Annotated in this window: 23 protein-coding genes; 13 read left to right on the forward strand and 10 right to left on the reverse strand. The window is 40.1% G+C overall.

Features of this window, described 5'->3' with window-relative positions:
- Window positions 1-33 precede the first annotated feature (33 nt).
- Window positions 34-1305 carry a serine--tRNA ligase gene (gene serS, locus RM539_RS14085; RefSeq protein ID WP_311504056.1) on the forward strand — a complete coding sequence of 424 codons (1272 nt, stop codon included), beginning with the start codon at window positions 34-36 and terminating at the stop codon, window positions 1303-1305.
- 69 nt (window positions 1306-1374) lie between these two features.
- Here the strand turns inward: serS and RM539_RS14090 are convergent, their stop codons facing one another.
- Window positions 1375-1596 (reverse strand): hypothetical protein, encoded by a 222-nt coding sequence (locus tag RM539_RS14090; RefSeq protein ID WP_311504057.1) that lies wholly within the window; start codon window positions 1594-1596, stop codon window positions 1375-1377.
- A 215-nt stretch (window positions 1597-1811) separates the two neighbouring features.
- Here RM539_RS14090 and RM539_RS14095 point away from each other — a divergent pair, with 215 nt between their 5' ends.
- The 6 genes from RM539_RS14095 (at window position 1812) to RM539_RS14120 (ending at window position 7858) form a co-directional block, all read left to right on the forward strand.
- A complete protein-coding gene (locus tag RM539_RS14095; RefSeq protein ID WP_311504058.1) occupies window positions 1812-3596 on the forward strand; it encodes a tetratricopeptide repeat protein in 1785 nt (594 codons plus the stop codon).
- A 72-nt stretch (window positions 3597-3668) separates the two neighbouring features.
- The gene (locus tag RM539_RS14100; protein WP_311504059.1) at window positions 3669-3977 is read left to right on the forward strand and encodes a DUF4286 family protein; all 309 of its coding nucleotides are present in this window, start codon (window positions 3669-3671) and stop codon (window positions 3975-3977) included.
- A gap of 40 nt (window positions 3978-4017) precedes the next feature.
- Window positions 4018-4872, forward strand: a complete 855-nt coding sequence (gene rsmA / locus RM539_RS14105; RefSeq protein WP_311504060.1) for a 16S rRNA (adenine(1518)-N(6)/adenine(1519)-N(6))-dimethyltransferase RsmA — start codon at window positions 4018-4020, stop codon at window positions 4870-4872.
- Window positions 4850-6202 carry a magnesium transporter gene (gene mgtE, locus RM539_RS14110; RefSeq protein WP_311504061.1) on the forward strand — a complete coding sequence of 451 codons (1353 nt, stop codon included), beginning with the start codon at window positions 4850-4852 and terminating at the stop codon, window positions 6200-6202. Before rsmA ends, mgtE begins: the two co-directional genes overlap by 23 nt.
- 265 nt (window positions 6203-6467) lie before the next feature.
- The gene (locus RM539_RS14115; protein WP_311504062.1) at window positions 6468-7472 is read left to right on the forward strand and encodes a 2-hydroxyacid dehydrogenase; all 1005 of its coding nucleotides are present in this window, start codon (window positions 6468-6470) and stop codon (window positions 7470-7472) included.
- Window positions 7469-7858 (forward strand): VOC family protein, encoded by a 390-nt coding sequence (locus RM539_RS14120; protein ID WP_311504063.1) that lies wholly within the window; start codon window positions 7469-7471, stop codon window positions 7856-7858. The genes RM539_RS14115 and RM539_RS14120 overlap by 4 nt, the downstream gene beginning before the upstream one ends.
- Window positions 7859-7909: 51 nt before the next feature.
- Here RM539_RS14120 and RM539_RS14125 read toward each other — a convergent pair whose 3' ends face one another.
- The 5 genes from RM539_RS14125 to RM539_RS14145 all read right to left on the reverse strand — a co-directional run bounded on the left by RM539_RS14125 (window position 7910) and on the right by RM539_RS14145 (window position 12765).
- A complete protein-coding gene (locus tag RM539_RS14125; protein ID WP_311504064.1) occupies window positions 7910-8560 on the reverse strand; it encodes an SDR family oxidoreductase in 651 nt (216 codons plus the stop codon).
- 99 nt (window positions 8561-8659) lie between these two features.
- On the reverse strand, window positions 8660-10462 hold the full coding sequence (locus RM539_RS14130) for a GNAT family N-acyltransferase (RefSeq protein WP_311504065.1): 1803 nt from the start codon (window positions 10460-10462) through the stop codon (window positions 8660-8662).
- Between the two features lie 39 nt (window positions 10463-10501).
- A complete protein-coding gene (locus RM539_RS14135) occupies window positions 10502-11761 on the reverse strand; it encodes an aspartate kinase (RefSeq protein ID WP_311504066.1) in 1260 nt (419 codons plus the stop codon).
- Window positions 11758-12237: a GNAT family N-acetyltransferase gene (locus tag RM539_RS14140; protein ID WP_311504067.1), complete on the reverse strand. Its 480-nt coding sequence runs from the start codon at window positions 12235-12237 to the stop codon at window positions 11758-11760. The genes RM539_RS14135 and RM539_RS14140 overlap by 4 nt, the downstream gene beginning before the upstream one ends.
- Window positions 12238-12276: 39 nt before the next feature.
- A complete protein-coding gene (locus tag RM539_RS14145; protein ID WP_311504068.1) occupies window positions 12277-12765 on the reverse strand; it encodes a GNAT family N-acetyltransferase in 489 nt (162 codons plus the stop codon).
- 104 nt (window positions 12766-12869) lie between these two features.
- On the opposite strand from RM539_RS14145, the gene fbp reads away from it, so the two are divergent.
- On the forward strand, window positions 12870-13871 hold the full coding sequence (fbp, locus tag RM539_RS14150; RefSeq protein WP_311504124.1) for a class 1 fructose-bisphosphatase: 1002 nt from the start codon (window positions 12870-12872) through the stop codon (window positions 13869-13871).
- Here the strand turns inward: fbp and RM539_RS14155 are convergent, their stop codons facing one another.
- Window positions 13872-14300: a TerB family tellurite resistance protein gene (locus RM539_RS14155; RefSeq protein ID WP_311504069.1), complete on the reverse strand. Its 429-nt coding sequence runs from the start codon at window positions 14298-14300 to the stop codon at window positions 13872-13874. It abuts the gene before it with no gap.
- Between the two features lie 142 nt (window positions 14301-14442).
- On the opposite strand from RM539_RS14155, the gene RM539_RS14160 reads away from it, so the two are divergent.
- From RM539_RS14160 to RM539_RS14170, 3 genes are all read left to right on the forward strand, one after another.
- On the forward strand, window positions 14443-15477 hold the full coding sequence (locus RM539_RS14160) for a ligase-associated DNA damage response exonuclease (protein WP_311504070.1): 1035 nt from the start codon (window positions 14443-14445) through the stop codon (window positions 15475-15477).
- 56 nt (window positions 15478-15533) lie between these two features.
- A complete protein-coding gene (locus RM539_RS14165) occupies window positions 15534-17126 on the forward strand; it encodes an ATP-dependent DNA ligase (RefSeq protein WP_311504125.1) in 1593 nt (530 codons plus the stop codon).
- 213 nt (window positions 17127-17339) lie between these two features.
- Complete coding sequence (locus RM539_RS14170; protein WP_311504071.1) at window positions 17340-19808, forward strand: ligase-associated DNA damage response DEXH box helicase; 2469 nt, start codon at window positions 17340-17342, stop codon at window positions 19806-19808.
- Here RM539_RS14170 and RM539_RS14175 read toward each other — a convergent pair whose 3' ends face one another.
- Window positions 19809-20312: a DUF1440 domain-containing protein gene (locus RM539_RS14175; RefSeq protein ID WP_311504072.1), complete on the reverse strand. Its 504-nt coding sequence runs from the start codon at window positions 20310-20312 to the stop codon at window positions 19809-19811.
- A 99-nt stretch (window positions 20313-20411) separates the two neighbouring features.
- Here RM539_RS14175 and RM539_RS14180 point away from each other — a divergent pair, with 99 nt between their 5' ends.
- Window positions 20412-21191, forward strand: a complete 780-nt coding sequence (locus RM539_RS14180; protein WP_311504073.1) for an amidohydrolase — start codon at window positions 20412-20414, stop codon at window positions 21189-21191.
- Here RM539_RS14180 and RM539_RS14185 read toward each other — a convergent pair.
- Both RM539_RS14185 and RM539_RS14190 read right to left on the reverse strand, forming a co-directional pair.
- The gene (locus RM539_RS14185) at window positions 21178-22794 is read right to left on the reverse strand and encodes an Ig-like domain-containing domain (RefSeq protein WP_311504074.1); all 1617 of its coding nucleotides are present in this window, start codon (window positions 22792-22794) and stop codon (window positions 21178-21180) included. The two genes, RM539_RS14180 and RM539_RS14185, sit on opposite strands and share 14 nt — an antisense overlap.
- Window positions 22795-22848: 54 nt before the next feature.
- Window positions 22849-23517 (reverse strand): ComF family protein, encoded by a 669-nt coding sequence (locus RM539_RS14190; RefSeq protein WP_311504075.1) that lies wholly within the window; start codon window positions 23515-23517, stop codon window positions 22849-22851.
- 72 nt (window positions 23518-23589) lie between these two features.
- Between RM539_RS14190 and RM539_RS14195 the strand changes: the two genes are divergently transcribed.
- Entirely contained in the window at window positions 23590-24489 is a 900-nt protein-coding gene (locus RM539_RS14195; protein WP_311504076.1) for a DUF8428 domain-containing protein, read from the forward strand.
- Window positions 24490-24516 lie beyond the last annotated feature (27 nt).

The following is a 24516-nucleotide window of genomic DNA, read 5'->3' on the forward strand; positions in this document are numbered from 1 at the left end:
AATAATTAACCGGTATTTTAAATTATTGGCCCTATGTTACAAGTCAGCAATATTCGTGAGCAGAAGGAAAATTACATTCAGGCACTGAAAAAGAGAAATTTTGACGCGCAGGAGATTTTTGATGAAATCCTGCAGCTTGATGAAATGCGCCGTTCCACCCAAACAAAACTGGACAATACATTAGCCGAATCCAACAAGCTATCCAAAGAAATAGGGCAGCTGTTTAAAAATGGTGAAAAGCAAAAGGCCAATTTGCTGAAGGAAAAAACCGGGAGGTTAAAGGAGAATTCAAAAAATTATTCTGAATTACTGGCCAATACCATTGTTGAAATGGAGAAACATCTTTATACCATTCCCAATATTCCTCATGAGGCTGTTCCTGCAGGAGTATCTGAAGACGATAATGAGGAGGTATATAAGGAAGGAGATGTGCCGGTTTTGGCTGAAGGTTCGCTGCCGCACTGGGAGCTGGCCAAAAAATATGATATTATAGATTTTGAACTGGGCAATAAAATCAGCGGTGCCGGCTTTCCTGTGTACAAAGGCAAAGGCGCAAGGCTGCAGCGTGCCCTTATAACTTATTTTCTTGATAAGGCTGTGGAGGCAGGTTATACTGAATTTCAGTTGCCACTAATGGTAAATGAAGCTTCCGGGTATGGTACAGGGCAGCTACCCGATAAGGAAGGCCAGATGTACCATATTACCGCAGATGACCTTTATATGATTCCCACTGCTGAAGTTCCTATTACCAACATGTTCCGTGGTAATTTGTTGGGAGAAAAAGATTTTCCTATAACCTGTACCGGTTACACTCCATGTTTCAGGAGGGAGGCAGGTTCTTACGGAGCCCATGTGCGTGGTCTTAACCGTTTGCACCAGTTTGATAAAGTGGAACTTGTACGCATTGAAAAACCTGAAGATTCCTATGCCGCTTTAAACGGAATGGTGGAGCATATAAAAAGCCTGCTGAAGGAGTTAAAACTGCCGTACCGTATCTTGAATTTATGTGGGGGAGATCTTGGTTTTACCTCGGCCATGACCTATGATTTTGAAGTGTTTTCCACCGCCCAGGATCGCTGGCTGGAAATTAGTTCTGTTTCCAATTTTGAAACTTTCCAGGCCAATCGATTAAAACTGCGTTATAAAGATGCTGAAAACAATAAGCAACTGGTACACACGCTAAACGGCAGTGCTCTTGCATTGCCACGGGTAATGGCGGGAATCCTCGAAAATTATCAAACTCCCGATGGAATAAAAATTCCGGAGGTGCTTATTCCTTATACAGGATTTGATATTATAGATTAATTATAATTACCAAAAAAAAAGCCCATTCCGGATTCAAATCCAGAATGGGCTTTTTTTAATCTTATAAGATTAGTTGTCTTTTTCGTTTTTCTTCTGTTTTATAGTTTTGCCTTCGGCCTCGCTTGCTTGTTTCAGGTCCTTTTCTCTTTCTTTTTCCTTTTCCTGTGCATTGCCTTCGGCTTCTTTGGCCTTAAGAACATCCTTATTAAAATGAACGCCATCACTATGTTGATCGTTCAGGATTACTTCATCTCTGTCCTCGTCTTTCTTCTTATTGCTGTTTGGATTCATCTTTTATTTTAAAGATAAAATTATTGTTTAATATATGGACGTAAGAATTAAACATTATAATAGATTTAACGGGCTTCGGAAAGTTATTCTTTTTCAATTTTCTACAATTTAAGAAGTAAAGGATTATTTGTAATCTTTATTTTTTGAACTGCGCTCGTTTAAATGTATTTAGCTGATCCATACCAAAGAACATTACAAATTCTTATCTTTACCTTATGCGTTATTTCCTTGTGATATTCTTTTTTGTTTTTTCAGGCTTATCTCTCTCTGCACAGTCAGAACAATTGGCCAGGAACTTTTTTGAGCAGGGGCAATTTGAAAAAGCACTAAATATTTATAAGCAGTTGCTGGAAAAAAATCCATCCAATCCGGTGATTTTTGATAAGGTGGTTTCTTCTTATCAGCAATTGGAAAATTTTGAAGAGGCCGAAAAGCTGCTGTATGAAAAACTAAAAAGCACAGCTAATAACCCGGCTATACTTATAGACCTTGGTCACAATTTTGAATTAAGGGAAAACAAACAAAAATCTGTTCAGTTTTATGATGAAGCTTTGGGTGTAATTGAAGCACGGCCCAATTATGCCTATTCCATTGCCCGTAGTTTTGAAAAGTATAATCTTCTGGATTATGCTTCCCAGGCTTATGAAAGATCAATGGAGCTTAATCCTCAGCAAAATTTTAATCTTCAGCTGGCCAGGATTTACGGAGAACAGGGTAAAACTGAGGCCATGTTTAGTAATTACCTGGATTTGATAGAGGCCGATCGTAAGTTTTTTAGTATTGCGAGCAGGGAATTTAGCCGTTATGTTTCCGAAGATGCCACTTCAGAAGCAAATAGTATTTTTAGAAAATTACTGCTGAAGAAACTCCAGGAAAATCCAGGCTTGCTTTATAACCAAATGCTCAGCTGGCTATTTGTGCAGCAAAAAGATTATTCAAAGGCTTTCGCACAGGAAAAAGCTATTTATCGCCGCGGGGATGGCGGTTTGCAGGGCATTATTAATCTTGCAATTATAGCACGGGATAATAATGATCCTGAAACGGCTAAGGAAATTATAGGTTATGTGATAGAGGAATCTCCTTCAGAAAATCTGGTTTTAAAGGCAAATCAGCTATTATTGGCTTTAGAACTGGAAACTGCTTCCAGTGACGAATTTAAGGAGATAGACCAAAAATTTCAGGAATTGTTTACCCGCTTTGGCCGGGGAGTAAATACACTTTCCCTGCAGGTGGATTATGCCAAATTTCTGGCTTTTAAAAGAGAACAGAATGAAAATGCGGTTAATTTATTAAAGGAACTGGAGCAAAAAGTCGCTTCAGAATTTGATAGAGCTAAAGTGAAAATGGCCCTTGCGGATATTCTGGTGATGGAAGAAAAATTTAATGAGGCCCTTATTTATTATTCCCAGGTTCAGAAGCTGGTTAAAAATGATGAATTTTCACAAAATGCACGTTTTAAGGTGGCAAAAACCAGTTATTTTAAAGGTGATTTTGATTGGGCAAAAACCCAGCTGGACGTTTTAAAATCTTCTACTTCCCAGCTTATCGCCAATGATGCCATGGAGCTGAGTTTATTGATAGAAGACAATTCTACCGAAGATTCCACCCATGCTGCTTTAAAACAATATGCCAGGGCCGATTTGCTGTCTTTTCAGGAGAAAGATTCTGAAGCAATTAACGTGCTGCAGGATTTACTTTTAAATCATAAAGGTGAAAAAATAGAGGATGAAGCACTTTTAAAGCTGGCCAGACTTTATAAAAAGCAGGAGGAATATCGTAAGGCAGAAGCCAATTATCTCCAGATTATCAATTTATACAATGATGATATTTTGGCTGATAATGCCAATTTCTTCCTGGCAGAATTATATTCAAATTATCTGGATGAACCGGAAAAAGCCAGGAATTTCTACGAGCAGATTATCTTTCATTTTCCCGATAGTATTTATTTTGTAGATGCCCGAAAGAATTTCCGAAGCCTACGCGGGGATAATATTGAATAAGTTCTTCTACAGGAAATGTCCCGTGCCGGAAAGAAATCTTCTGCTTAACTTTGCGGCAGAAAAAATGAGATTATGTATATCTACAACGTCACTTCAAATGTCCAGGAACAAATTCATGATAAATGGATAGAATGGATGAAAAAGGAACATATCCCGGCAATGCTGGATACTAAAAAATTCACCAAAGCCCTATTGACGCGGGTGATGGTACAGGAACCAATGGGAGGCATTACCTATTCGGTCCAGTACACTGTGGAAAGTAAAGAAATGCTCCAGAAATATTATGATGAAGATGCTGAAGAACTTCGGAAAAAAGCCACAATCTTTGGGGAAAAGGTGGTAAGTTTCAGGACAGAGCTGGAAGTTGTAAACGAGCAGTAATTCCTCAACCTTTTCAGTTAAATAGGGAAAATCAGTTTAAATGAAGAAAAGAAAAAAGAGTTTTCCCGGGAAAGGGAAATGGGATAAGGCACCGCATTATGAAGAAGCTGCGGTAAAAGCTAAAAAACATCTTGGGCAGCATTTTTTAACCGATGAAACTATAGCTGAAAAAATTGCCGGTACACTAAGCTTTTCAGGTTATTCCAAAGTGCTGGAGATAGGCCCCGGAATGGGCGTTCTGACCAAATATCTTTTAAAAAAAGATGCCGAAATCCATGTGATAGAAATTGATACTGAAAGTGTGGCTTACCTTAATAACAAGTATGCAGAACTTCAAGGCAGGATCCATGAACAGGATTTTTTAAAATATGATATATCTGAAATATTTGGTGCAGACCAATATGCCGTAACTGGTAATTTCCCTTACAATATTTCTTCACAAATTGTTTTTAAGGTGCTGGAAAACCGTCACCTGGTACCGGAGTTTTCGGGTATGTTTCAAAAGGAAGTCGCCCGGAGAATTTGCGAAAAGGCAGGCAGTAAAACCTACGGAATACTCTCGGTACTTACCCAGGCTTTCTACGAAGCCGAATATCTTTTTACCGTGCCGCCTTCGGTGTTTAATCCGCCGCCAAAAGTAGACAGTGGTGTGCTGCGCCTGAAGCGCCGGGAAAACCTTTCCCTGGCCTGTAACGAACGCCTGTTCTTCAGGGTAGTGAAAACTGCATTTGGACAACGTAGAAAAACGTTAAGGAATAGTTTAAAAAGCTTCAGTTTACCTGATAATGTAAGGGAAGATGCTATATTTGGACAAAGGCCGGAACAGTTGAGCACCGAAGCTTTTATAGATTTGACCGTAAAAATTCAGCCTTATGCAATTCCAGATCAGCGATGAACTAATAGAGAAAATAAGATTCCTTATTGAAAGTAAGGATGAGGAAGAATTGTTGTTGCATCTTGAGGACGTGCACCATGCCGATATTGCTGAAATTCTTACAGAGCTGGACCTTGAAGAAGCAACATACCTTGTAAAGGTACTTGACAGTCAGAAAACGGCTGAAGCTCTTATGGAGCTGGATACCGACGTAAGGGAGCGTATCTTAGAGACCCTCTCTTCCAAAGAAATTGCTGAAGAGCTCCAGGAAATGGATACCGATGATGCCGCCGATATCATTTCAGAACTTCCCCTGGAACGCCAGCAGAATGTAATTGATGAGATTTCAGACGAAGAACACGCCGATCATATTGTGGAATTGCTACGCTATGATGAAGACTCGGCAGGTGGATTAATGGCAAAAGAGCTGGTGAAGGTCAATGAAAACTGGAGTGTTACAGGTTGTATGACCGAGATGAGAAAGCAGGCTGAAAACGTAACCCGCGTACATTCCATTTATGTTGTTGATAATAAAGATAAGCTCAAAGGCCGGCTTTCCTTAAAGGATCTGCTTACTGCCTCAAGCAATGCCAATATCAGCGATATTTATATTCCACAGGTAGATTATGTGAGTGTGCATACAGAAGGGGAAGAGGTAGCCAGGGTAATGCAGAAGTATGATCTGGAAGCTATTCCCGTGGTAGATGAAATGGGCCGGCTGGTAGGCCGGGTTACCATTGACGATATTGTGGATTTTATAAGAGAGGAAGCCGAAAGAGATTACCAGATGGCTGCGGGGATTTCGGAAGATGTGGTAGCCGATTCCAATATTTTCAAACAAACCCGTGCGCGGCTGCCATGGCTGCTTATTGGTATGTTTGGTGGTTTGGGTGCGGCCAGTATCATTTCCGGATTTTCAAGCATGATGGAGCTGTTTCCAAAACTGCTCATTTTTGTACCTCTTATTCAGGCAACGGCGGGAAATGTTGGCGTGCAGTCCAGCGCAATTGTAGTACAGGGTTTGGCTAATGGTAGTTTGAGAGGCCATATATGGGGCCGGTTGGCAAAAGAAGCTTCTCTGGCACTCGTTAACGGAATCTCTATCGCTATAATTGTTTTTATTATTAGTAGTTATTTTTTCAGTACTTCTTATACTGAATCCGTCAGCATCGGGATTGCACTAATCTCTGTAATACTGTTGGCAGCGTTAATAGGGACCTTTATCCCCATTATTCTGGATAAAAATAATATAGATCCAGCTGTGGCAACCGGTCCGTTTATAACTACGAGTAATGATGTATTTGGGATCCTTACTTATTTTCTTATTGCCAAAGCGGTTCTTGGGTTCTAGTTATCTGTATTCAGCTTCAGTTTTCTGGTTTCATTTATTAACTTTGTGTTTTTGCGATGCATCCGTAGAACATGAAAACTATAGGCTTAAAGCAACAAAATTCCGAAGAAAGCGAATCCCGCTCGTTCCAACAGGTATCCCTTTTTTTCAAATTTTATCATTTTGCTGAAGAGATTATTTTCTTCAGCAAAACTTTCCTATCGTTTAAAGTATATGGAGGCATCCCATGCGAACTATAAGATTCATACTAAAACCTAAATTAGCAATGATTATTTTACATGCAGATACCAATCATCCTACTTTAATGAAGCAACTTGAAGCCGCCGGGCATCATAATATTGAAGGTTATGATCAGAGCCGGGAGGAGACCCTTCAAAATCAGCATTTATATGATGGTATTGTGATTAGAAGCCGGTACACCATTGATAAAGAGTTTATAGATGCCGCTCCCAATTTGAAGTTTATCGCCCGGGTGGGTGCAGGACTGGAAAATATAGATGTTCCTTATGCTGAAAAAAACGGGATCACTCTTTTTTCTGCTCCGGAAGGAAACCGGAATGCCGTGGGAGAACATAGTCTGGGAATGTTACTTTCTCTTTTTAATAAACTTAACAAGGCCGATAAAGAAGTAAAAGAAGGCCTGTGGCACCGGGAAGAGAACAGGGGAATTGAACTGGATGGCAGGACCGTTGGGATTATTGGATACGGGAATATGGGAAAAGCCTTCGCTAAAAAGTTACAGGGTTTTGAGACTGAAGTTTTGTGTTATGATATCAGGGAAAATCTGGGTGATAAAAACGCAAAACAGGTAGGCCTGGAAGAATTTTACGAAAAGGTTGATGTGGTGAGTTTACATACTCCATGGACCCGGGATACTCATCAAATGATTAACAGGGAATTTATTTCGAAATTTAAGAAGCCGTTCTGGTTTATTAATACTGCCCGTGGTAAAACTGTGGTAACAGCAGATCTGGTAGCCGCTCTTAAGGATGGCAGGGTGTTAGGTGCAGGTTTAGATGTTTTGGAATATGAAAAATCATCATTTGAAAGCCTGTTTTCCAATAAGGAAAAGGTTTCTATTAGTACGGCCGAGCCGCTGCCGGAAGCCATGAGGGAGTTAATGTTTTTGCCGAACGTAATTTTGAGTCCCCATGTGGCGGGATGGACGGTGGAATCTCATAAGCGACTCGCCAGTGTTATAGCTTCCAAGATTATTGATAAATATGGCAAAGGGGAAGTAGAAGAAAAAAATACCAAAGTTAGGATATGAAAAAACGTGTTACAGGGATAGGCGGTATTTTTTTTAAAACCAAAGACCCTGCAGCAATTAAGGATTGGTATTCCAAACATTTGGGATTTAATACCGATCAGTGGGGTTGCACCTTTTGGTGGAAAGATGCTGAAGGAAAAGATTGCAGCACACAATGGAGCCCTATGATTGAAGATACTCAATATTATAAACCTTCAGAAAAGCCATTTATGGTAAATTACAGGGTGGAAAACCTGGAGGAATTATTGAAAACGCTGAGGGCAGAAGGAGTACAAATAGTTGGAGAAATAGAATCTTATGACTATGGAAAGTTCGGCTGGATCATGGATCCTGAAGGTAATAAGATTGAACTATGGGAACCGAATGATGAAGCTTTTCTGAAATAATTAATTAAATAAACCCTCACAGGTTTTTAAGATCTGTGAGGGCTTATTTTTCTATCCTAATCTGCTTAGACTAATAATTGCAGATTTGATGGACTCTTCTCCTTCCAGGGCTTCAAAAGACATATTTTTGGCCAATGGATCGGCAAGGCACATTACCAGAAGAAATGCCACATCATCTCTGGAAATTTCCCCGCGTTCATTTAATTTTTCAGCCACTTTTACTTTGGCGAGCCCCATATCATCTGTTAAGGCACCCGGCTGTACAATGGTAAAAGGGATACCGCTTTCCCGTAAATGGTCATCGGCCGCTTTCTTGGCTTTCAGGTAATGTTCAAGATCCTTGTTTTGAGCGGGATTATCAGTACCCATGGCACTTAACATAATGAACTTTTTTACCCTTGCGTTTTTAGCGGCATCTATAAGTTTTATCGCACCATTTTGATCTACTGCGGTTGTTTTCTCGGGTCCTGTGGTACTGCCTGAACCTGCGGCAAAAATTACTTTATCTATGCCCTGCATGGTGTGGTCCAGCTCTCCTTCAAGATCTGCAAGAATGGTTTCCACTCCCATGTCTTCAAAAATTTGTTTTTGATCTTCTTTTCTAATGAGGGCAACAGGAGAAAAATTCTCGGTGCTGTTAAGAATTTCAATCACTCGTTTTCCGGTGTGGCCGGTAGCTCCGGCTATAAGTATATTTTCCATAATTTTAGCTCTTTTGAGTTTTTGTAAGATAATAATGAAATATACGCTCTCCTAAATGAGAATAGGGAATAACAAGAAATTAACAAGGGGAAATTGAAATCAGTTTTGCTTTGGCAGGGAATCCTCCAGTTCTTTCTGCAGTTCTTCTAAAACCGGTTTTACGGTAGTTTCAGGAAGATCGGCAATTCGAATATACATCAGGCCATCTATGGCGTTGTTAAATAGCGGGTCTACATTAAAAGCCACTACTTTCGCATTTTGTTTAATATATTTTTTGATTAAAACCGGCAGGCGCAGGCTTTCCGGCTCAATTTCATCAATAATCTTATCAAATTTATGTAGATCGGCCTGGCTGGCATCAAAAACAAAATCCTTGTCATCATCCTTGAGCTTTACCTTAAACTCCTTCTTCGCTTTTACATATTGCGCCACATAAGGATCATAGTAATGGGATTTCATGAATTCGATCATCAGCGATTTCGAAAAATTCGAAAATTTATTGCTGATGCTTACCCCGCCAATAAGATAATTATGCTCTGGAAAGCGCAGGGTACAATGCACAATTCCCTTCCATAGTAAAAAGAGCGGCATAGGTTTTTGCTGGTATTCTTTTATTACAAAAGCTCTTCCCATCTCAATAGATTCGCTCATCATCTTATGAAGCTCCGGCTCAAACCTGAAAAGGTCCTGAAGGTAAAAGCCACTAATGCCGTGTTCTTTAAAAATTTCGGTGCCCATGCCCATTCGGTATGCCCCGGCGATTTTTTTTGCCTCATTGTCCCACAAAAAAAGATGGTAATAGTAATTGTCAAAACTGTCCAGATCTGTAGGATTATTGGTGCCTTCTCCAATAGCCCGGAAGGTGATTTCCCTCAAACGGCCAATTTCATTCAGGATATTGGGAACAATTTCCTTTTTAGCAAGAAAAACTTCGTAGTTCTTGCTTTCGAGCAGCCGCTTATCCATTCTTCGGCAGGCTTCAATTTCGGCTTCCATTAAAGATTCATTGGTTTCCAAAGCTATCTTCTTCGGAATTTTTGGCAACTTCAGGGCCTTTGGAATTTTTTCAAAAATATTTTTCTTCTCAAATACATTGGACAGCATGTAGGTTTTTCGGCGTAAATAAGCAGTGAAGGCTTCAAGATTATCATGTTGTTCCTGGTCTTCTACTGAAATTGGATTTCCAATCCTTACTCTTATCTTCCTCTTTTTCTGGGAAAGCATTTCACTGGGAAGCTTGGCGGTCCTTAAAATATCACTTACAGAAGCCAGGCGGTAAAAAAAAGTGCTGTTTTTGGCATGAAAATAAATGGGAATCACAGGCACCCTAGCCTTTTGGATAATTTTCATCGCCGAAGGTTCCCAGGGTTTATCCACAATCATTTTTTGATCTCTATAAGTGGAAACTTCACCCGCTGGGAAAATCCCCAGCGGATATCCTTTCTGTAAATGAGCAAGGGCAGCTTTAATGCCGCTAAGGCTGGATTTTGCTTCTTTATGATTTTCAAAAGGATTAACAGGCATTATATAAGGCTTTAACGGCTCCAGCCTGTGTAGCAGGAAATTGGCAATAATCTTATAGTCTTTGCGCTGCCGGAGGAGCGTTTTCATCAGGATCATTCCGTCTATTCCCCCAAGGGGATGATTGGAAATAGTAATAAAAGGCCCTTTTGCAGGTATACGTTTCAGGTCTTTCTCCGGAATGTCAAAATCTATTTCAAAACCTTCCAGAATAGAATCTATAAAATAAACTCCATCAAGATTTTTCCTTTTCTCATATTCCCTGTTCAGGCGGGATAGCTTAGTTGTCTTTAGGATAATCCATCCAAGTGAAGTGCCCAGGAATCCATATTTCCCGAAGTTCATCACCCTGGCAACTTCTTTTGCGCTTACTATGCCCATTGTTCAGATTTTAACAGGCAAAGATAAATAATAATAAAATCAGATGTTTTCCTTTGTGACCATTTGCATAGTATTATGGGTAAGTTGTTTCAAAAGTACTTCCTTACCTTTTTCCAGCAGTTTTATTGCGGCTTCATCAAAATGCCTGATGGTATAAAGTGAGACTTTTTTAGTGTAGCTGACTTTAAACCTTGCTTTTAAATGCTGAATAAGTTTCTCCAGGTTATTAAATCTATTGTCTACACATACCGAAAAACTAATCGCGGAATTTTGAATAAGATCAACTTTTATTTGATACAAATGGAAAAGCCTGAAAATTTCACTGATGTTCTCTTCCAGCATAAATGAAAAATCCAGGGAAGACAAAGAAATGAGCACCTGGTTTTTCTTTACAATAAAACAGGGAATCCGGGGCGATAAATGAAGCCCTTTTCTTACTGCGGTTCCTGAGCCTTCAGGATCAAGAAAAGATTTTACATATAAGGGGATTTCCTTTCCCTGTAATGGTTGCAATGTTTTGGGATGAATAACAGATGCGCCGTAAAAAGCCAGTTCAATTGCCTCTTCATAAGAAATTTGTTCCAGCAGGCGTGTATTTTGAAATATACTTGGATCTCCATTTAATACTCCCGGCACATCTTTCCAAATAGTTACACTTTCGGCATCCAGACAATAGGCAAAAATTGCCGCTGTATAATCGCTGCCTTCACGGCCAAGGGTGGTCGTGAAATTATTAGGATCGGAGCCAATAAAACCCTGGGTGATATTAAGAAGATTGGTACGGGTATGTTTCCTTATTTCAAATTGTGTATCTCTCCAGTTTATCTGGGCATCGCGGTAAGTGGCATCGGTTTTAATAAGGTGTCGTACATCCAGCCATTTGTTGGGGAAGCCGGAATGCTCCAAAAATTCACTAACAATAGTAGTAGAAATCAGCTCTCCGTAACTCACTACCTGGTCATAAACAAAATCATATTTGGAAGATTTATTATGCTCCAGGAAATTTTCAAGAGTATTAAGAAAGCTTTCTGTTTTTTGAAGAACTGCTGTATCTGCTTCAGCAAAAAGCCCGGCGATAATTTCCTGATGAAACTTTTTAATTGCGCCAAGCTTTTCTCTGAAATTGCCATTTTTGAGGTAGGCTTCCACTACTTCTTCCAGCGCATTGGTGGTTTTTCCCATTGCTGAAACCACTACAAGCAAATTATTGCTTTTGCCGGTTTTCTCCAGCACTTTTAAAACATTCCTTACGCCTTCAGCATTTTTTACTGAAGCTCCCCCAAATTTGAAGACTTTCATTTTTTATCTCCAATATTCTTTTTAATTCCCGTTTCATTCATGTGTACTGTATACCAGTTTTTCTTAATATCTGCGCCTGTATTTTCGTAGAATTCTATGGCATTCTTGTTTCCTTCAGAAACCACCCATTCCACACGACGCACACCATTCTCGTGGCCGTATTGTACAACTTTTTTGTAGAGTGCTCCTCCAAGGCCGGTGCCTCGCATAGATTCCCGAACAATCAGGTCTTCCAGGTGTACCGTTCGCCCTTTCCAGGTAGAAAAACGGAAATAAACCAGTGCCATTCCTTCAATTTTGTCTTCAACATCGGCTACAAAGCACTTAAAATTGCCGTTTTTAAAGCCTTCATTTTCCAGATCTTCAGTTGTTATTTCCACTTCGTCTGAAGCATTTTCGTATGCTGCGAGTTCGTTTATCAGTTCGAGCACTGCCGGCATATCTTCTTTCCTGGCTTCACGTATTTGATATTCCATTTTCATATAATTTTTTGGTAATTAATTAATCTTTTCAATTCAGGAGCGGGAGGCGCGGGCAATAAAATTTTTTATACCTGCTTCATCCATTTGTACCGTCCACCAATCTTTAAAAACAGTAGCCCCGGTGCGTTCGTAAAAATCAACAGCATTTGTATTCCAATCCAGTACCACCCATTCGGTTCTTTTTACACCATTTTCACTGGCATATTCTATAACCTTGCTGTAAAGGGAATTTCCAAGGCCTTTGCCTCGCATAGATTCCCTTACAATTAGATCTTCCAGGTGCACGGTTTTTCCTTTCCAGGTGGAATAGCGAAAATATATTAGTGCCATTCCTTCAATTACCCCTTCAACTTCGGCTACAAAGCAGGTAAAAAGTGGGTTTTCACCAAAACCATCACGTTTTAGATCTTCTGCGTCTATAACCACAGCCCCGGGTTCTTTTTCAAAAACCGCCAGTTCTTTAATTAGTTGCAGTACCTGTGGCATATCTTCTCTTGTCGCCTTCCTGATTTTATACTCCATTTAGATATATTATTCTGGCTTAAAGATAATAAGATATTAATAGCGAAAACGTTGTAGTAAGTTGCCTATTTTAATATTTTTGGAATGTATAATAACATTAAATGATAATGGCTAAAAATCAGACTTTAGGAGAGTTTATAATAGACAATCAGGCAGACTTTCCATATTCTTCGGGAGAGCTTTCAAGGTTAATAAATTCAATACGGCTGGCGGCAAAAGTGGTAAATCATGAGGTGAATAAAGCGGGGTTGGTAGATATCACCGGGGAGTATGGAGATACTAATATTCAGGGTGAAGAGCAGCAAAAACTTGATGTTTATGCCAATAATAAATTTATTCAGACACTTACCAACAGGGAAATTGTCTGCGGAATTGCTTCCGAAGAAAATGAAGATTTTCTAACTATTAAAGGTTGTAACGGGGACCATCAAAATAAGTATGTAGTGTTGATGGATCCTTTAGACGGAAGCTCTAATATAGATGTGAATGTTTCGGTTGGGACTATTTTTTCCGTTTACAGAAGGTTAAGCCCGGTTGGGACTCCTGTGACCGCTGAAGATTTTCTTCAGCCGGGAAATATGCAGGTGGCTGCGGGCTATATTATTTATGGAACTTCAACTATGCTGGTTTACACTACCGGCAACGGAGTGAATGGATTTACGCTTAACCCCGCACTGGGCTCCTGGTACCTATCACACCCCAACATGAAATTTCCGGAAAACGGGAAGATTTATTCCACTAATGAGGGTAATTATATACATTTTCCGCAGGGCGTAAAAGACTTTATTAAATATTGCCAGGAAGAAAAGGAGGACCGGCCATACACTTCCAGGTATATAGGTTCTATGGTTTCAGACATTCACCGTAATATGATTAAAGGCGGGATATTTATGTATCCTGAAAGTTCCAGGGCCAGAAATGGTAAATTACGCCTCCTGTATGAGTGCAATCCAATGGCATTTATAACCGAACAGGCGGGGGGAAAAGCCAGTGATGGTTTTAAAAGAATTTTGGATATACAGCCTGAAAAATTGCACCAGCGTACTCCTTTTTTCTGCGGAAGCAAAAAAATGGTGGAAAAAGCTGAGGAATTTATGCAACGGTAATTAGTTCTCTTTGTTCAGGAGATAACGGTAATCTTCAAAATTTAACTGCCCGCTGAAAATTTCCACAGATCTTTTAATAATATCATTTGCCGCTTCTTCTGAAAATCCCAGGCCAATAGCATAGCGTTTTACCAGTTCGGCTTCTTCGTTATCCATTTCGTTATCGGCATAAATCATTTTAAAAAGATCGTGAATACGTTCCAGTCTTTTTTCTACATTGTTGGAAGCGGAAATTGGGAAAGAAGCAGGTTTTTCAATCACCCGGGCATATTCGTCATCACTTATATCAAGTTTCCGGGCAAAACGGGCGAGCATAGTTTCTTCCCTGGGATTAATTTCGCCATCCACAGCCGCTAAATTAACAATAGCTGCAAAATGGCTTAAATTACGTAGATGCTCTCCCGAGCCAAATAAATCTGAAAATGACATGTATAGAAGTTTTAATAGTTACAAATATAGATAAAGGTTAAAATTAAATTCAAAAATTACCTCAAATATCCTTCTCCAACATTCGCTAATGTTTTCTTAATCCCTTTCCTGAGCTTTCCAATTTCTTTAATTTCATCTATTAATGACTAAGAAAAACACCCCACCACTTCTGGCTTTTAATGAAAATGGTATTTACTGTGCCGCGGCCGATGTTTACCTGGATCCCTGGAAACCTGTAGATAAAGCCATTATTTCCCACGGCCATGCCGACCATTCACGCTGGGGGCACAAAAAATATATTACACATCATTATAATGTCCCTATTATAAAACACCGCCTGGGTGATATAGAAGTTTCAGGGAAAGAATGGAATGAGAGCTTTAGTATTAATAATGTGCAATTTTCGCTACATCCTGCAGGCCATATTATAGGCTCCTCTCAAATTAGGGTAGAGCACAAAGGAGAAGTTTGGGTTTTTACCGGCGATTATAAAGTTGAAGATGATGGAGTGGCTACTCCTTACGAGCCGGTAAAGTGTAATACTTTTATCACCGAGTGCACTTTTGGATTGCCTGCCTTTAAATGGCAGCCTCAGCAGGAGGTTTTTGCTGAAGTCAACAACTGGTGGGCACAAAATCAGCAAGATGGAAGAACATCTGTATTGTTTGGCTATTCCCTGGGGAAAGCCCAGCGCCTGCTGAAGTATCTTAATCCTGAAATTGGTAAAATTTTCACCCACGGTGCTATAGAAAATATGACGGAGGTTATCAGGCCTTATCATGATTTTCCCGAAACTACAAGAATTACCAGGGATACAAAAAAAGATGAAATAAAGGGAAATATTGTGCTGGCTCCGCCAAGTGCACATGGTTCACCCTGGATAAAGAAAATGGTTCCTTATGTTACAGGTTCGGCCAGCGGATGGATGACTTTTAGAGGAGCCCGTAGAAGAAGAGCTATAGATAAAGGTTTTGTGCTTTCAGATCATTGTGACTGGCAGGGATTACTTTCTTCTATTGCCGCCACAGGTAGTGAAAAAGTAATCTGCACTCACGGTTACACCGATATATTTTCCCGTTACCTCCTTGAAAAAGGCTATGATGCCCGTACGGAAGAAACCCAATATGAAGGAGAAACAGGAGAGCAGGAAACAAGTAGTGAACAGGAAGAAAAATAAAAACTTTGATTAATCCGGATAGAAATAAAGAAAAATCGAATGTCTCTTTGGGAGGTATGGCTCATTTTGCCGATCTTATAAAGCAACTGGATAGCACTAATAAAACCTCCCTTAAGGTACAGGCACTCACCGATTACTTTCATACGGCCGGAGATAAAGATAAAGTCTGGGCAATAGCTATCCTGTCTCACCGCCGCCCGCCCCGCCCGGTTAATACTACTCTAATGCGGCATTGGGCTTCAGAACTGGCCAATATCCCGCTCTGGCTTTTTGAAGAATCTTATCATATTGTTGGTGATTTAGCCGAAACAATCGCACTGGTAATACCACCGGCAGAAGAATCTTCAGAAAAAAGCCTGAACCAGTATCTTCAGGAAATTATAAAATTGAAACCCGAAACAGAAGCAGAAAAGAAGGAGTACCTTGTAGAGAACTGGCTTGCTCTTAATTATTATGAACGTTTCGTCTTTACAAAACTTATTACCGGAAGTTTTCGAATAGGTGTTAGTCAAAAACTCATGACCCGCGCCCTTTCCAGGGCAACTGAAATTGATGAAGACATTCTTGCTTATAAACTGATGGGGAACTGGGAGCCTTCAAAAATTTCTTTTCAAAAACTTATTTTGGAAGAAAATGAGGAAGATTATCTTTCCAAACCTTATCCTTTTTACCTGGCTTATGCTATAGAAGGTGAAGCGGGAGATTTAGGAAATGTTTCCGAATGGAGTGCAGAACATAAGTGGGACGGGATAAGAGCACAGGTAATTGTAAGAAATGGTGAATTATTTGTTTGGAGCAGGGGAGAGGAGCTGGTAACTGATAAGTATCCGGAATTTCAGGATTTTGTAGGAGTAATTCCGGATGGAACAGTAATAGACGGTGAAATCTTACCATTTCCAAAAGGAGAAATTGGGACCTTTAAAGATCTGCAAACCAGAATAGGCAGAAAGAATATTTCAAAAAACCTACTAAAGAAAACGCCTGTTATCCTGAAGGCTTATGATATTTTAGAGTGGAAGGGAGAAGATATCAGAACTGTGGCTTTTGCTGATAGGCGCCGGATTGTGGAAAAGTTATATGCTGATGTTGCTGCGGAAGAATTTCCGCTTCACCTCTCCAGAGCTATTACTTTTAGTACCTGGGAAGAAGCTGCGGCAGAACGGGAGCGCGCCCGTGAAGAAAAATCGGAAGGTCTTATGCTAAAGCGGCTGGATTCACCTTATCTGGTAGGCAGGAAAAAAGGTGACTGGTGGAAATGGAAAGTAGACCCGCTTACAATAGATGCCGTACTTACATATGCCATGCGGGGACACGGCCGTAGGAGTAATCTTTTTACAGATTATACATTTGGGCTTTGGGATGAAAAAAAGGAAGAGCTGGTAACTTTTGCCAAGGCCTATTCGGGTTTGACAGATGCGGAATTCCGCAAGCTTGACGCCTGGATAAAACGAAATACGCTGGAGAGATTTGGACCTGTAAGAAGCGTAACGCCGCATCATGTTTTTGAAGTGGCTTTTGAGGGGATTGCTGAATCTAAAAGACATAAAAGCGGAGTGGCCACAAGATTCCCCAGGATATTACGGTGGCGAAAGGATAAAAAAATTGAAGAAGCAAATACGCTGGAAGATTTAAAAGCTCTGATTCCGTAAAGTAATAATTTGAAATTTAAAAACAAATAAAACCACCCCGGTCTACGGCCACCCCTCCTTAAAAAAGGAGGGGAGCAGATTGTGCAAAAAACAACCTCCTCTTTTAATGTGGGGAAATTAAAATGGAGAAAACAAGAAAACAAAAAGCTCCTTCCCTTTTTTCAAGGGAAGGTGGATTAATCAGCGGTAGCTGATTAAGACGGAAGGGTAAACATGAACAGAAAAGAACTTTTAAAAATTGCCGAAAATTGGTTCTCTGAACAGGGATGGAAACCGTTTGCTTTTCAAAAACAAACCTGGAATGCCTACCTAAAAGGCCAAAACGGACTCCTGAATGCGCCCACCGGTAGCGGAAAAACCTATGGCCTCTGGATTCCTATTGTTTTGGAATACATCAAAAAAAATCCTGATTATCGTGAAAAACATAAAAAGGGACTAAAAGCTATCTGGATTACGCCATTACGCGCACTTTCCGTAGAAATTGAACAGGCCGCACAGCGATTTGCAGATGAAACAGGAACCGGCTTTACGGTAGGAATTAGAACCGGCGATACTCCCCAAAAAGTGCGGGCCGCTCAAAAAAGATCCATGCCGGACCTTTTAATTACCACTCCGGAAAGCCTTCAGTTGTTATTATCTTCCAAAAACTACGCAAAAACCTTCAAAAATTTAAATGCCATTGTTATAGATGAGTGGCACGAACTATTAGGTACAAAACGAGGTGTACAGGTAGAATTGGCTCTTTCCCGCCTCAAAACTGTTTCTAAAAAACTTAAAATTTGGGGAATTTCGGCCACTATCGGAAATCTTCAGCAGGCAAGGGAGGTTTTGCTCGGGCCAGAATCGGAAGCATTTCAGAATTCGGTGCTAATTAAAGCAAATCTTGATAAGCAGATTTCTGTCAAATCCATTATTCCGGAGAAAATGGAAAAATTTCCATGGCGTGGCCACCTCGGCTTACACCTTATAGATGAGGTGGTGCCGATAATTAAAAGTTCCCGCACCACCCTTCTTTTTACCAATACCCGTTCCCAATGTGAAATATGGTTCCAGAAGCTAATCGCCAAATATCCTGAATTTGCCGGGGAGGTGGCCATGCACCACGGCAGCATCAATAAAGAAACCCGTTTATGGGTGGAGCAGGCGATTAGGAATGAATCTTTAAAAGCAGTGGTGTGTACTTCCAGTCTTGATCTGGGAGTGGATTTTGCTCCGGTGGAAACCATTATTCAGGTTGGCGGCCCAAAAGGAGTGGCGCGTTTTCTACAGCGGGCAGGGCGTAGCGGGCACCAGCCGGGAAAGGAAAGCGTGATCTACTTTTTGCCAACTCATGCTATTGAACTTATAGAAGCTTCTGCTTTGCAGAAAGCGGCGAGTAAAACCGCAGTGGAAGACAGAATTCCTTATTTGCTCAGTTTTGATGTTTTGGTACAATACCTTACCACCCTCGCGGTTTCTGACGGATTTTTTCCGAAGGATATTTTTCCGGAGATAAAATCAACATTTTGCTTTCAGGCAATTACTGAAGATGAATGGCGGTGGATCCTTAATTTTATTACTAAAGGAAGTCAAAGCCTGCAGGCTTATGATGAATATAAAAAAGTAGAAATTGAAGAAGACGGAAGGTTTAAAGTGAACCACCGTGGCATCGCCATGCGGCACCGGCTGCAAATTGGAACAATTGTAAGCGATGCGATGTTGAGTGTGAAATATATGAAGGGCGGCTATATTGGAACTATCGAGGAATTTTTTATTTCCAAACTCAATCCGGGTGATGCATTTACCTTTGCCGGCCGTACCCTGGAACTGGTGCGCATTAAAAATATGAAGGTGCTTGTGAAAAGGTCTAATAAAAAAAACGCAAAAGTTCCCAGCTGGATGGGTGGCAGGATGACCTTTTCTGCACAGATGAGTGAACTGCTCCGGCAGGAAATGTACGCCGCGGCAGCTTCTGTTGCTACTGGTACAGATTCAAAAGAACTAACAGCCCTCCTGCCGATTTTTGAAAGGCAGCAAAAAGAATCCATTATTCCCGATAACCACCAGTTTTTAATTGAAACATTTGAGACCCGGGAAGGCCATCATGCCATTTTTTATCCTTTTGAAGGAAGATTTGTACACGAAGCTTTGGGAAGTTTGCTGGCTTACAGGATTAGTTTATTGTCCCCAATCAGCTTTTCCCTTGCATTTAACGACTATGGATTTGAACTTCTTTCCGATCAGGAAATCGATATGCAGCAGGTTTTGGATAATGATCTTTTTTCTTCGGAATATCTTATGGACGATCTTTATAAAAGTTTAAATGCAACGGAAATGGCAAGAAGAAAATTCCGGGATATTGCGGTTGTGGCAGGACTCGTTTTTACCGGTTACCCTAATAAGATGATTAAAAGTAAGCACTTGCAGTCCAGCTCTCAGTTGCTGTTTAGTGTTTTCAGGGATTATGAAGAAGATAATCTGCTTTATCAGCAGGCGTTTAGGGAAACTTTTGAGCACCAGTTGGAAGAAGGTAGACTACGCATGGCTCTGGAACGTATAGAAGACCAGAAGATCGTCTGGAAAAATTGTAAAAAACCAACGCCATTTTCCTTCCCTATTATTACCGACCGGCTCCGGGAAAAATTGTCTTCAGAAAAAGTGGAAGATCGTATTAAGAAAATGTTGAAACAGCTGGAAAAGTAACTATTTCTTCAAACGTTTATTTACGTAATTACGAACCAGTTCTGTAGTTACGCCAAATAATACGTGTGCAAAAAGTTCATTGGCCTGCATTTTTATAGGCACATCCACCGGCTTGGCCTCCAGTCCCAGGATGGGAAGTGAAGTTGGGTGGGTGGAAATCCAGGTGGAACTTCCTAAAATAATTCCGTTCTTGATATTAAACTCATCCTTGTCACGGTGTTTGTACCCGTAGGCTGCACCTACACTGGCTCCAATAGGTAAATTTAGTAGTTGTTCCGCTAAAGCTTCATTTTGAATACTAATAGGACTTCCCGTGACCTTAGTGGAAAGATCATCCAGAATCTTTATCTGTGCAGAGCGATGCTCCACCTTACGTACAGTAACAAATTTTTCTACCAGGCTTTTTACCGCGGTTCCTGCCAGGCCTCCTATTACTCCTGAAATTACGCCCCTGCCGGTCCTGGAAATAGAAGTGTCTTTTTGAAAAAAAGTAGCTAAACTCATGTTGGAAATTTTGTAAATAAAGCTATTTATTTGAACTTTTACCTGCAATCATTTAACAACGAATTGGCAGCAAAATCTTAAATTTTAATAACTTTACGTATGGCCAAAAATTTAAATATTGCAATGCTTCAGGTGAATCTAAACTGGGAGCATTCAGAAAATAACAGGAGTTTATTCAGTAAAGAAATTAATGCACTCTCTGAAAATGTGGATTTAGTGGTTCTTCCTGAAATGTTTACCACGGGTTTTAGTATGAATGCCGAAATTCTGGCGGAAGAAACCAATGGCCCCACTTTGCTATGGATGCAGGAACTGGCAAAAAGAAGAAACCTTGCGATTTCCGGAAGTGTTATTATTACTGAAAATGGCAATTACTATAACCGGCTCTTTTTTGTTTATCCAGATGGTTCTTATAAAATCTATGACAAACGCCATACATTCACATTGGCAAAAGAAGATCAAACTTATACCGCAGGAAAAGAACGGTTGATAGTAGAGTACAAAGGCTGGAAAATTTGTCCGCTGGTATGTTATGACCTGCGGTTTCCGGTGTTTTCCAGGAACACTCAAGAATATGATTTGCTGATTTATGTGGCTAACTGGCCCGCAAAAAGGATAGCTGCCTGGGATGCTTTACTGAAAGCACGTGCGATTGAGAATATGAGCTATTGCGTTGGTGTTAACCGAACGGGAATAGATGGGGGCGGTCATAAATATAATGGACATAGTGCTGCATATGATTGCCTGGGAAATATTATTAACGAGGCAGGTGTGGAAGAACCTTTTTCTCTAGAATTAGAGCTGGATTATTCGCATTTAGAGGAAACCCGCAATCAGTTCAAGTTTTTGCTGGACCGCGATGAATTTATTCTAAAATAAACTGTTCGTTTTGGTCCCAGTTGGCGCGTACTTCAAGTGTGTCCGGGAAGTATTCTATACGTTCCGGTTGCCTTTTTTCAAGATAATCTCCCGTATCCCACTTTTTGTTATCATTGCGGTCAAAAACCAGGCGCATAAAAAATTCACCCGGGTTCAAATTTTTAAATTCAACCACATTTTCTCCTTCTGAATATATTTCAGCCATCACTTCACCTTTCAAATTAGTGAGTTGAGCAATAACAGGATATTCCTCTACATTCTGAAGCCTGAAAGTGAGATTACCAAAATCTGAAAGTGCCTTGGTGCTTATTCGTTGTGTGATGGTATCGTTTGTGGCTTCAAACATATCTGTTACCGTACCCGGCAATGCCTGCACTACATATTTGTTGCTTTCAGTTTTGTTGAATGAAATATGAAGTTCGTTTTCCAGCAATCTTAAATCTGTAGAAAAAGAAACGGCGGCAGAGTCTTTATCAAGAACAGTGATCCTGCTTTCATCACTGGAAATAAGGGGTGTGTTTGCTTTTAATACCACATTCTGCTCAAAGTTTATATTTCCGGAAGGTTCCGCAGTTACTTTAAGGGAGTCTCTTTCCATTTCTGTAATTCTTGTAATAAGAGTGTCCCTTCTGCCGCCGGGACTAATTACTTCAAAAACCAGGCTATCTGTTTCTATGTTAGGCTTATACCAATAGTACAGGGAGTCGGTCTTTCTATCTTTAACAATTCTGGACTCAAAGCCGAAAGGCTGAGGGGTAAGAGGTTCAATACGTATGCTGTCCAAGTTGGCGGAGCCTTCGTAACCAAACAAGATTTGCTGACCTTTGAGTTGCTTTGGACGCTGTATTTCGAAATCCAGTTTCTCCTGAAATATGGTGATCTGGTAAGTAGAATCTGTAGGAATAGTGATATGATTTTCTATAAATCCTATTTTTTCCTTTGCCGGATTAAAAAGGTAATTATCGTTGTTGTCCTGCACGGCCAGCATCTGGTAAGTTCCTGCCTTCAGGTTTTCCAGATTAAAAATATTGGTACTGTCCAGCGTGTAGGTTACGTATCTAGGAGTTTTTTTATACACTACGGAATCAGAAAAAGTAGAATCTACTTCATATAGAAAAATGGAGATAAAATCTGCCGGTTTTTTGAGGTAGGCATCCTCAACAGTTCCTCCTACCTCCAGGGAATCGATATAATCCCCGGTGGAGAATACATATTTGAAATAATGGAGTGGATTTCCTTCATTATTGTCTGTAATACTCTTCCCGAAATTTATGGTATAGGTGGTGTTTTCTTCCAGGGTGTCAAAAATTTCAATTCTCACATCTTTCCGGGCGCTTCCTAATGGTAGGATAGAAGGCCTTGGGTCCATAGGAGGAGAAATAATAATTTGCTGCTGGGGATTTTCCAGTTTTACATACTCGTTAAAGAAAATCCGGATTTCCTCTTCATCAAAATTTGTGGTAAAATTCTCAGGATTTGCTCTTATAAATCTTGGCGGCTCCTCGTCTTCAGGACCTCCTTCCGGCATTCCTTTTTTCGCACACTGCACAAGGGTGCAAAGGAGGAGAATAACAATAATGAAGCTGGGAATCCTGTATTTCATTGCAAAAAAAGATTTATAGCAAAGAAACGATTATTTTGAATTTTATTGTAGCTATCAGGCCGTAAAAGCCATTGTGGCAATGCTTACTCTTACGCCGTTTATTTGCTTTAACTTATTGGTGCAGGCTTCCAGGGTGGCACCGGTGGTAATTATATCATCAACAAGTAGCACATGTTTGTTTTCTAAAAGCTCCGTGTTTTGCAGGAGGAAAATTTCTTCCATATTTCCCCACCTGGAGAGTCGGTTTTTAAGGGTTTGTGTTCCTGTTGGAGATCTTTTTACTAAAACATTTTCTAAATATTGTGCATCAAGCTTTAAAGCAATTTTACGGGCAAACTGCTCTACCTGGTTATAGCCCCGGGTTTTTAATTTCCGTTTATGCAGGGGAACGGGGACAACGGCATCTATATCCTGAAAACTGGCATTTTCCTGAAGAAGGCTGCCCATCCAGTTGCCCAGGAAAGAACCCACTTCCTCATGGCCACGATACTTTAAGTTATGGATAAGGTTTTGAACCATTCCCTTTTTTCTGAAGAATAAGAGGGATGTGCCGTTTTCTATAGAAGCACGGCCGTAAAAAGTTTTTGTTACTGGATTGTCGGGAGTCAGGTGATAGTTGGTAAGAGGCAAATCATGAATGCATCCGGTACAAACAGTATTTTCATGTTTGGAAAGCTCCCCGTTACAACAGCTGCATGTTTCAGGATAGAATAAATTTGCCAAATCGTCAAACATTTGTTAATGCATTGTGTATTATTCGGTTAAAAACTAAATTTACAAACTAAATACAAATTTATGGTTACTGAAGAAAGCAATAAGAATAAGGATAGTAATAAAGCATTAAAAATTCTGGCTGGAGTACTGGCTGTTGCACTTATAGCTCTTGCAATCTACACCATCAGTTTTTATAATGAAGAAAAAGAGAATCAGCAGATTCTTCAAACCGAAAAAGCATCCATAGAAAATGAATTAAATGATCTTATTATTAAATATGATGATGCAATTGAGGAGAATGAAGTGCTTGATCAAAATATGATTGAAGCAAGGGAAAGAATTACCAGATTGCTGGATTCTGTTAAAGACAATGAGGCTAATATTGCTCTTATTGCCCGATTCAGAAGAGAGATAGGAAATCTTAGAGCAGAGAAAGACAGGTTATTTAGGGTAGTGGACAGTTTAAGTGCTCAAAATCAACTCTTAGCCACTTCTTTAGATAGTACCAGTACACAACTGGAAGAACGCACCCGCATTTCAGATTCCCTTCAGGAAACCAATCAGAGTCTGGCCAATAAGGTAAACCGTGCATCCAGATTGCAAATTACCAGCCTTAGGGGAGAAGGTGTAATTGTAAGGAACAGCGGTAAGATTGTTGAAAATGACAGAACAAGAAGGGTAGACCAGATTAGGGTCTGCTTTACAATTTCAGGGAATGATTTGGCTGAACCCGGAGAAAAAGATCTGTATGTCCAGGTATATAATCCTGAAAATGAACTGGTAGGTGATAAAATTGCCGTGCAACATCAAGGCGGGGTAATGGTTTACAGTGCCACTTCAAAAGTTTTTTATGAAAATGAAGAGCTTGATGTTTGTATTCTTGCCAATGCAAGTGAAGACAAGCTTCTTGAAGGATCCTATAAGGTATATGTATATTCCGGGCCTTATTTAATTGGCACTTCAAATTTTAGCCTTAGATAATTAAAAAACTAAAAATAAAGGCCGTCT

Origin of the sequence: Autumnicola musiva, from assembly GCF_031846585.1 — a bacterium.
Lineage (GTDB): Bacteria > Bacteroidota > Bacteroidia > Flavobacteriales > Flavobacteriaceae > Autumnicola > Autumnicola musiva.

Bases quoted from the DNA above. Each gene is read 5' to 3' on its own strand.
- RM539_RS14170 (WP_311504071.1), top strand. From the start codon at position 17,340: ATGAACAGAAAAGAACTTTTAAAAATTGCCGAAAATTGGTTCTCTGAA.
- RM539_RS14175 (WP_311504072.1), bottom strand. From the start codon at position 20,312: ATGAGTTTAGCTACTTTTTTTCAAAAAGACACTTCTATTTCCAGGACC.
- RM539_RS14100 (WP_311504059.1), top strand. From the start codon at position 3,669: ATGTATATCTACAACGTCACTTCAAATGTCCAGGAACAAATTCATGAT.
- RM539_RS14160 (WP_311504070.1), top strand. From the start codon at position 14,443: ATGACTAAGAAAAACACCCCACCACTTCTGGCTTTTAATGAAAATGGT.
- rsmA (WP_311504060.1), top strand. From the start codon at position 4,018: ATGAAGAAAAGAAAAAAGAGTTTTCCCGGGAAAGGGAAATGGGATAAG.
- RM539_RS14125 (WP_311504064.1), bottom strand. From the start codon at position 8,560: ATGGAAAATATACTTATAGCCGGAGCTACCGGCCACACCGGAAAACGA.
- RM539_RS14180 (WP_311504073.1), top strand. From the start codon at position 20,412: ATGGCCAAAAATTTAAATATTGCAATGCTTCAGGTGAATCTAAACTGG.
- RM539_RS14140 (WP_311504067.1), bottom strand. From the start codon at position 12,237: ATGGAATATCAAATACGTGAAGCCAGGAAAGAAGATATGCCGGCAGTG.
- RM539_RS14185 (WP_311504074.1), bottom strand. From the start codon at position 22,794: ATGAAATACAGGATTCCCAGCTTCATTATTGTTATTCTCCTCCTTTGC.
- serS (WP_311504056.1), top strand. From the start codon at position 34: ATGTTACAAGTCAGCAATATTCGTGAGCAGAAGGAAAATTACATTCAG.
- RM539_RS14195 (WP_311504076.1), top strand. From the start codon at position 23,590: ATGGTTACTGAAGAAAGCAATAAGAATAAGGATAGTAATAAAGCATTA.
- RM539_RS14145 (WP_311504068.1), bottom strand. From the start codon at position 12,765: ATGGAGTATAAAATCAGGAAGGCGACAAGAGAAGATATGCCACAGGTA.
- mgtE (WP_311504061.1), top strand. From the start codon at position 4,850: ATGCAATTCCAGATCAGCGATGAACTAATAGAGAAAATAAGATTCCTT.
- RM539_RS14135 (WP_311504066.1), bottom strand. From the start codon at position 11,761: ATGAAAGTCTTCAAATTTGGGGGAGCTTCAGTAAAAAATGCTGAAGGC.
- RM539_RS14095 (WP_311504058.1), top strand. From the start codon at position 1,812: ATGCGTTATTTCCTTGTGATATTCTTTTTTGTTTTTTCAGGCTTATCT.
- RM539_RS14130 (WP_311504065.1), bottom strand. From the start codon at position 10,462: ATGGGCATAGTAAGCGCAAAAGAAGTTGCCAGGGTGATGAACTTCGGG.
- RM539_RS14120 (WP_311504063.1), top strand. From the start codon at position 7,469: ATGAAAAAACGTGTTACAGGGATAGGCGGTATTTTTTTTAAAACCAAA.
- RM539_RS14090 (WP_311504057.1), bottom strand. From the start codon at position 1,596: ATGAATCCAAACAGCAATAAGAAGAAAGACGAGGACAGAGATGAAGTA.
- RM539_RS14155 (WP_311504069.1), bottom strand. From the start codon at position 14,300: ATGTCATTTTCAGATTTATTTGGCTCGGGAGAGCATCTACGTAATTTA.
- RM539_RS14165 (WP_311504125.1), top strand. From the start codon at position 15,534: ATGGCTCATTTTGCCGATCTTATAAAGCAACTGGATAGCACTAATAAA.
- RM539_RS14115 (WP_311504062.1), top strand. From the start codon at position 6,468: ATGATTATTTTACATGCAGATACCAATCATCCTACTTTAATGAAGCAA.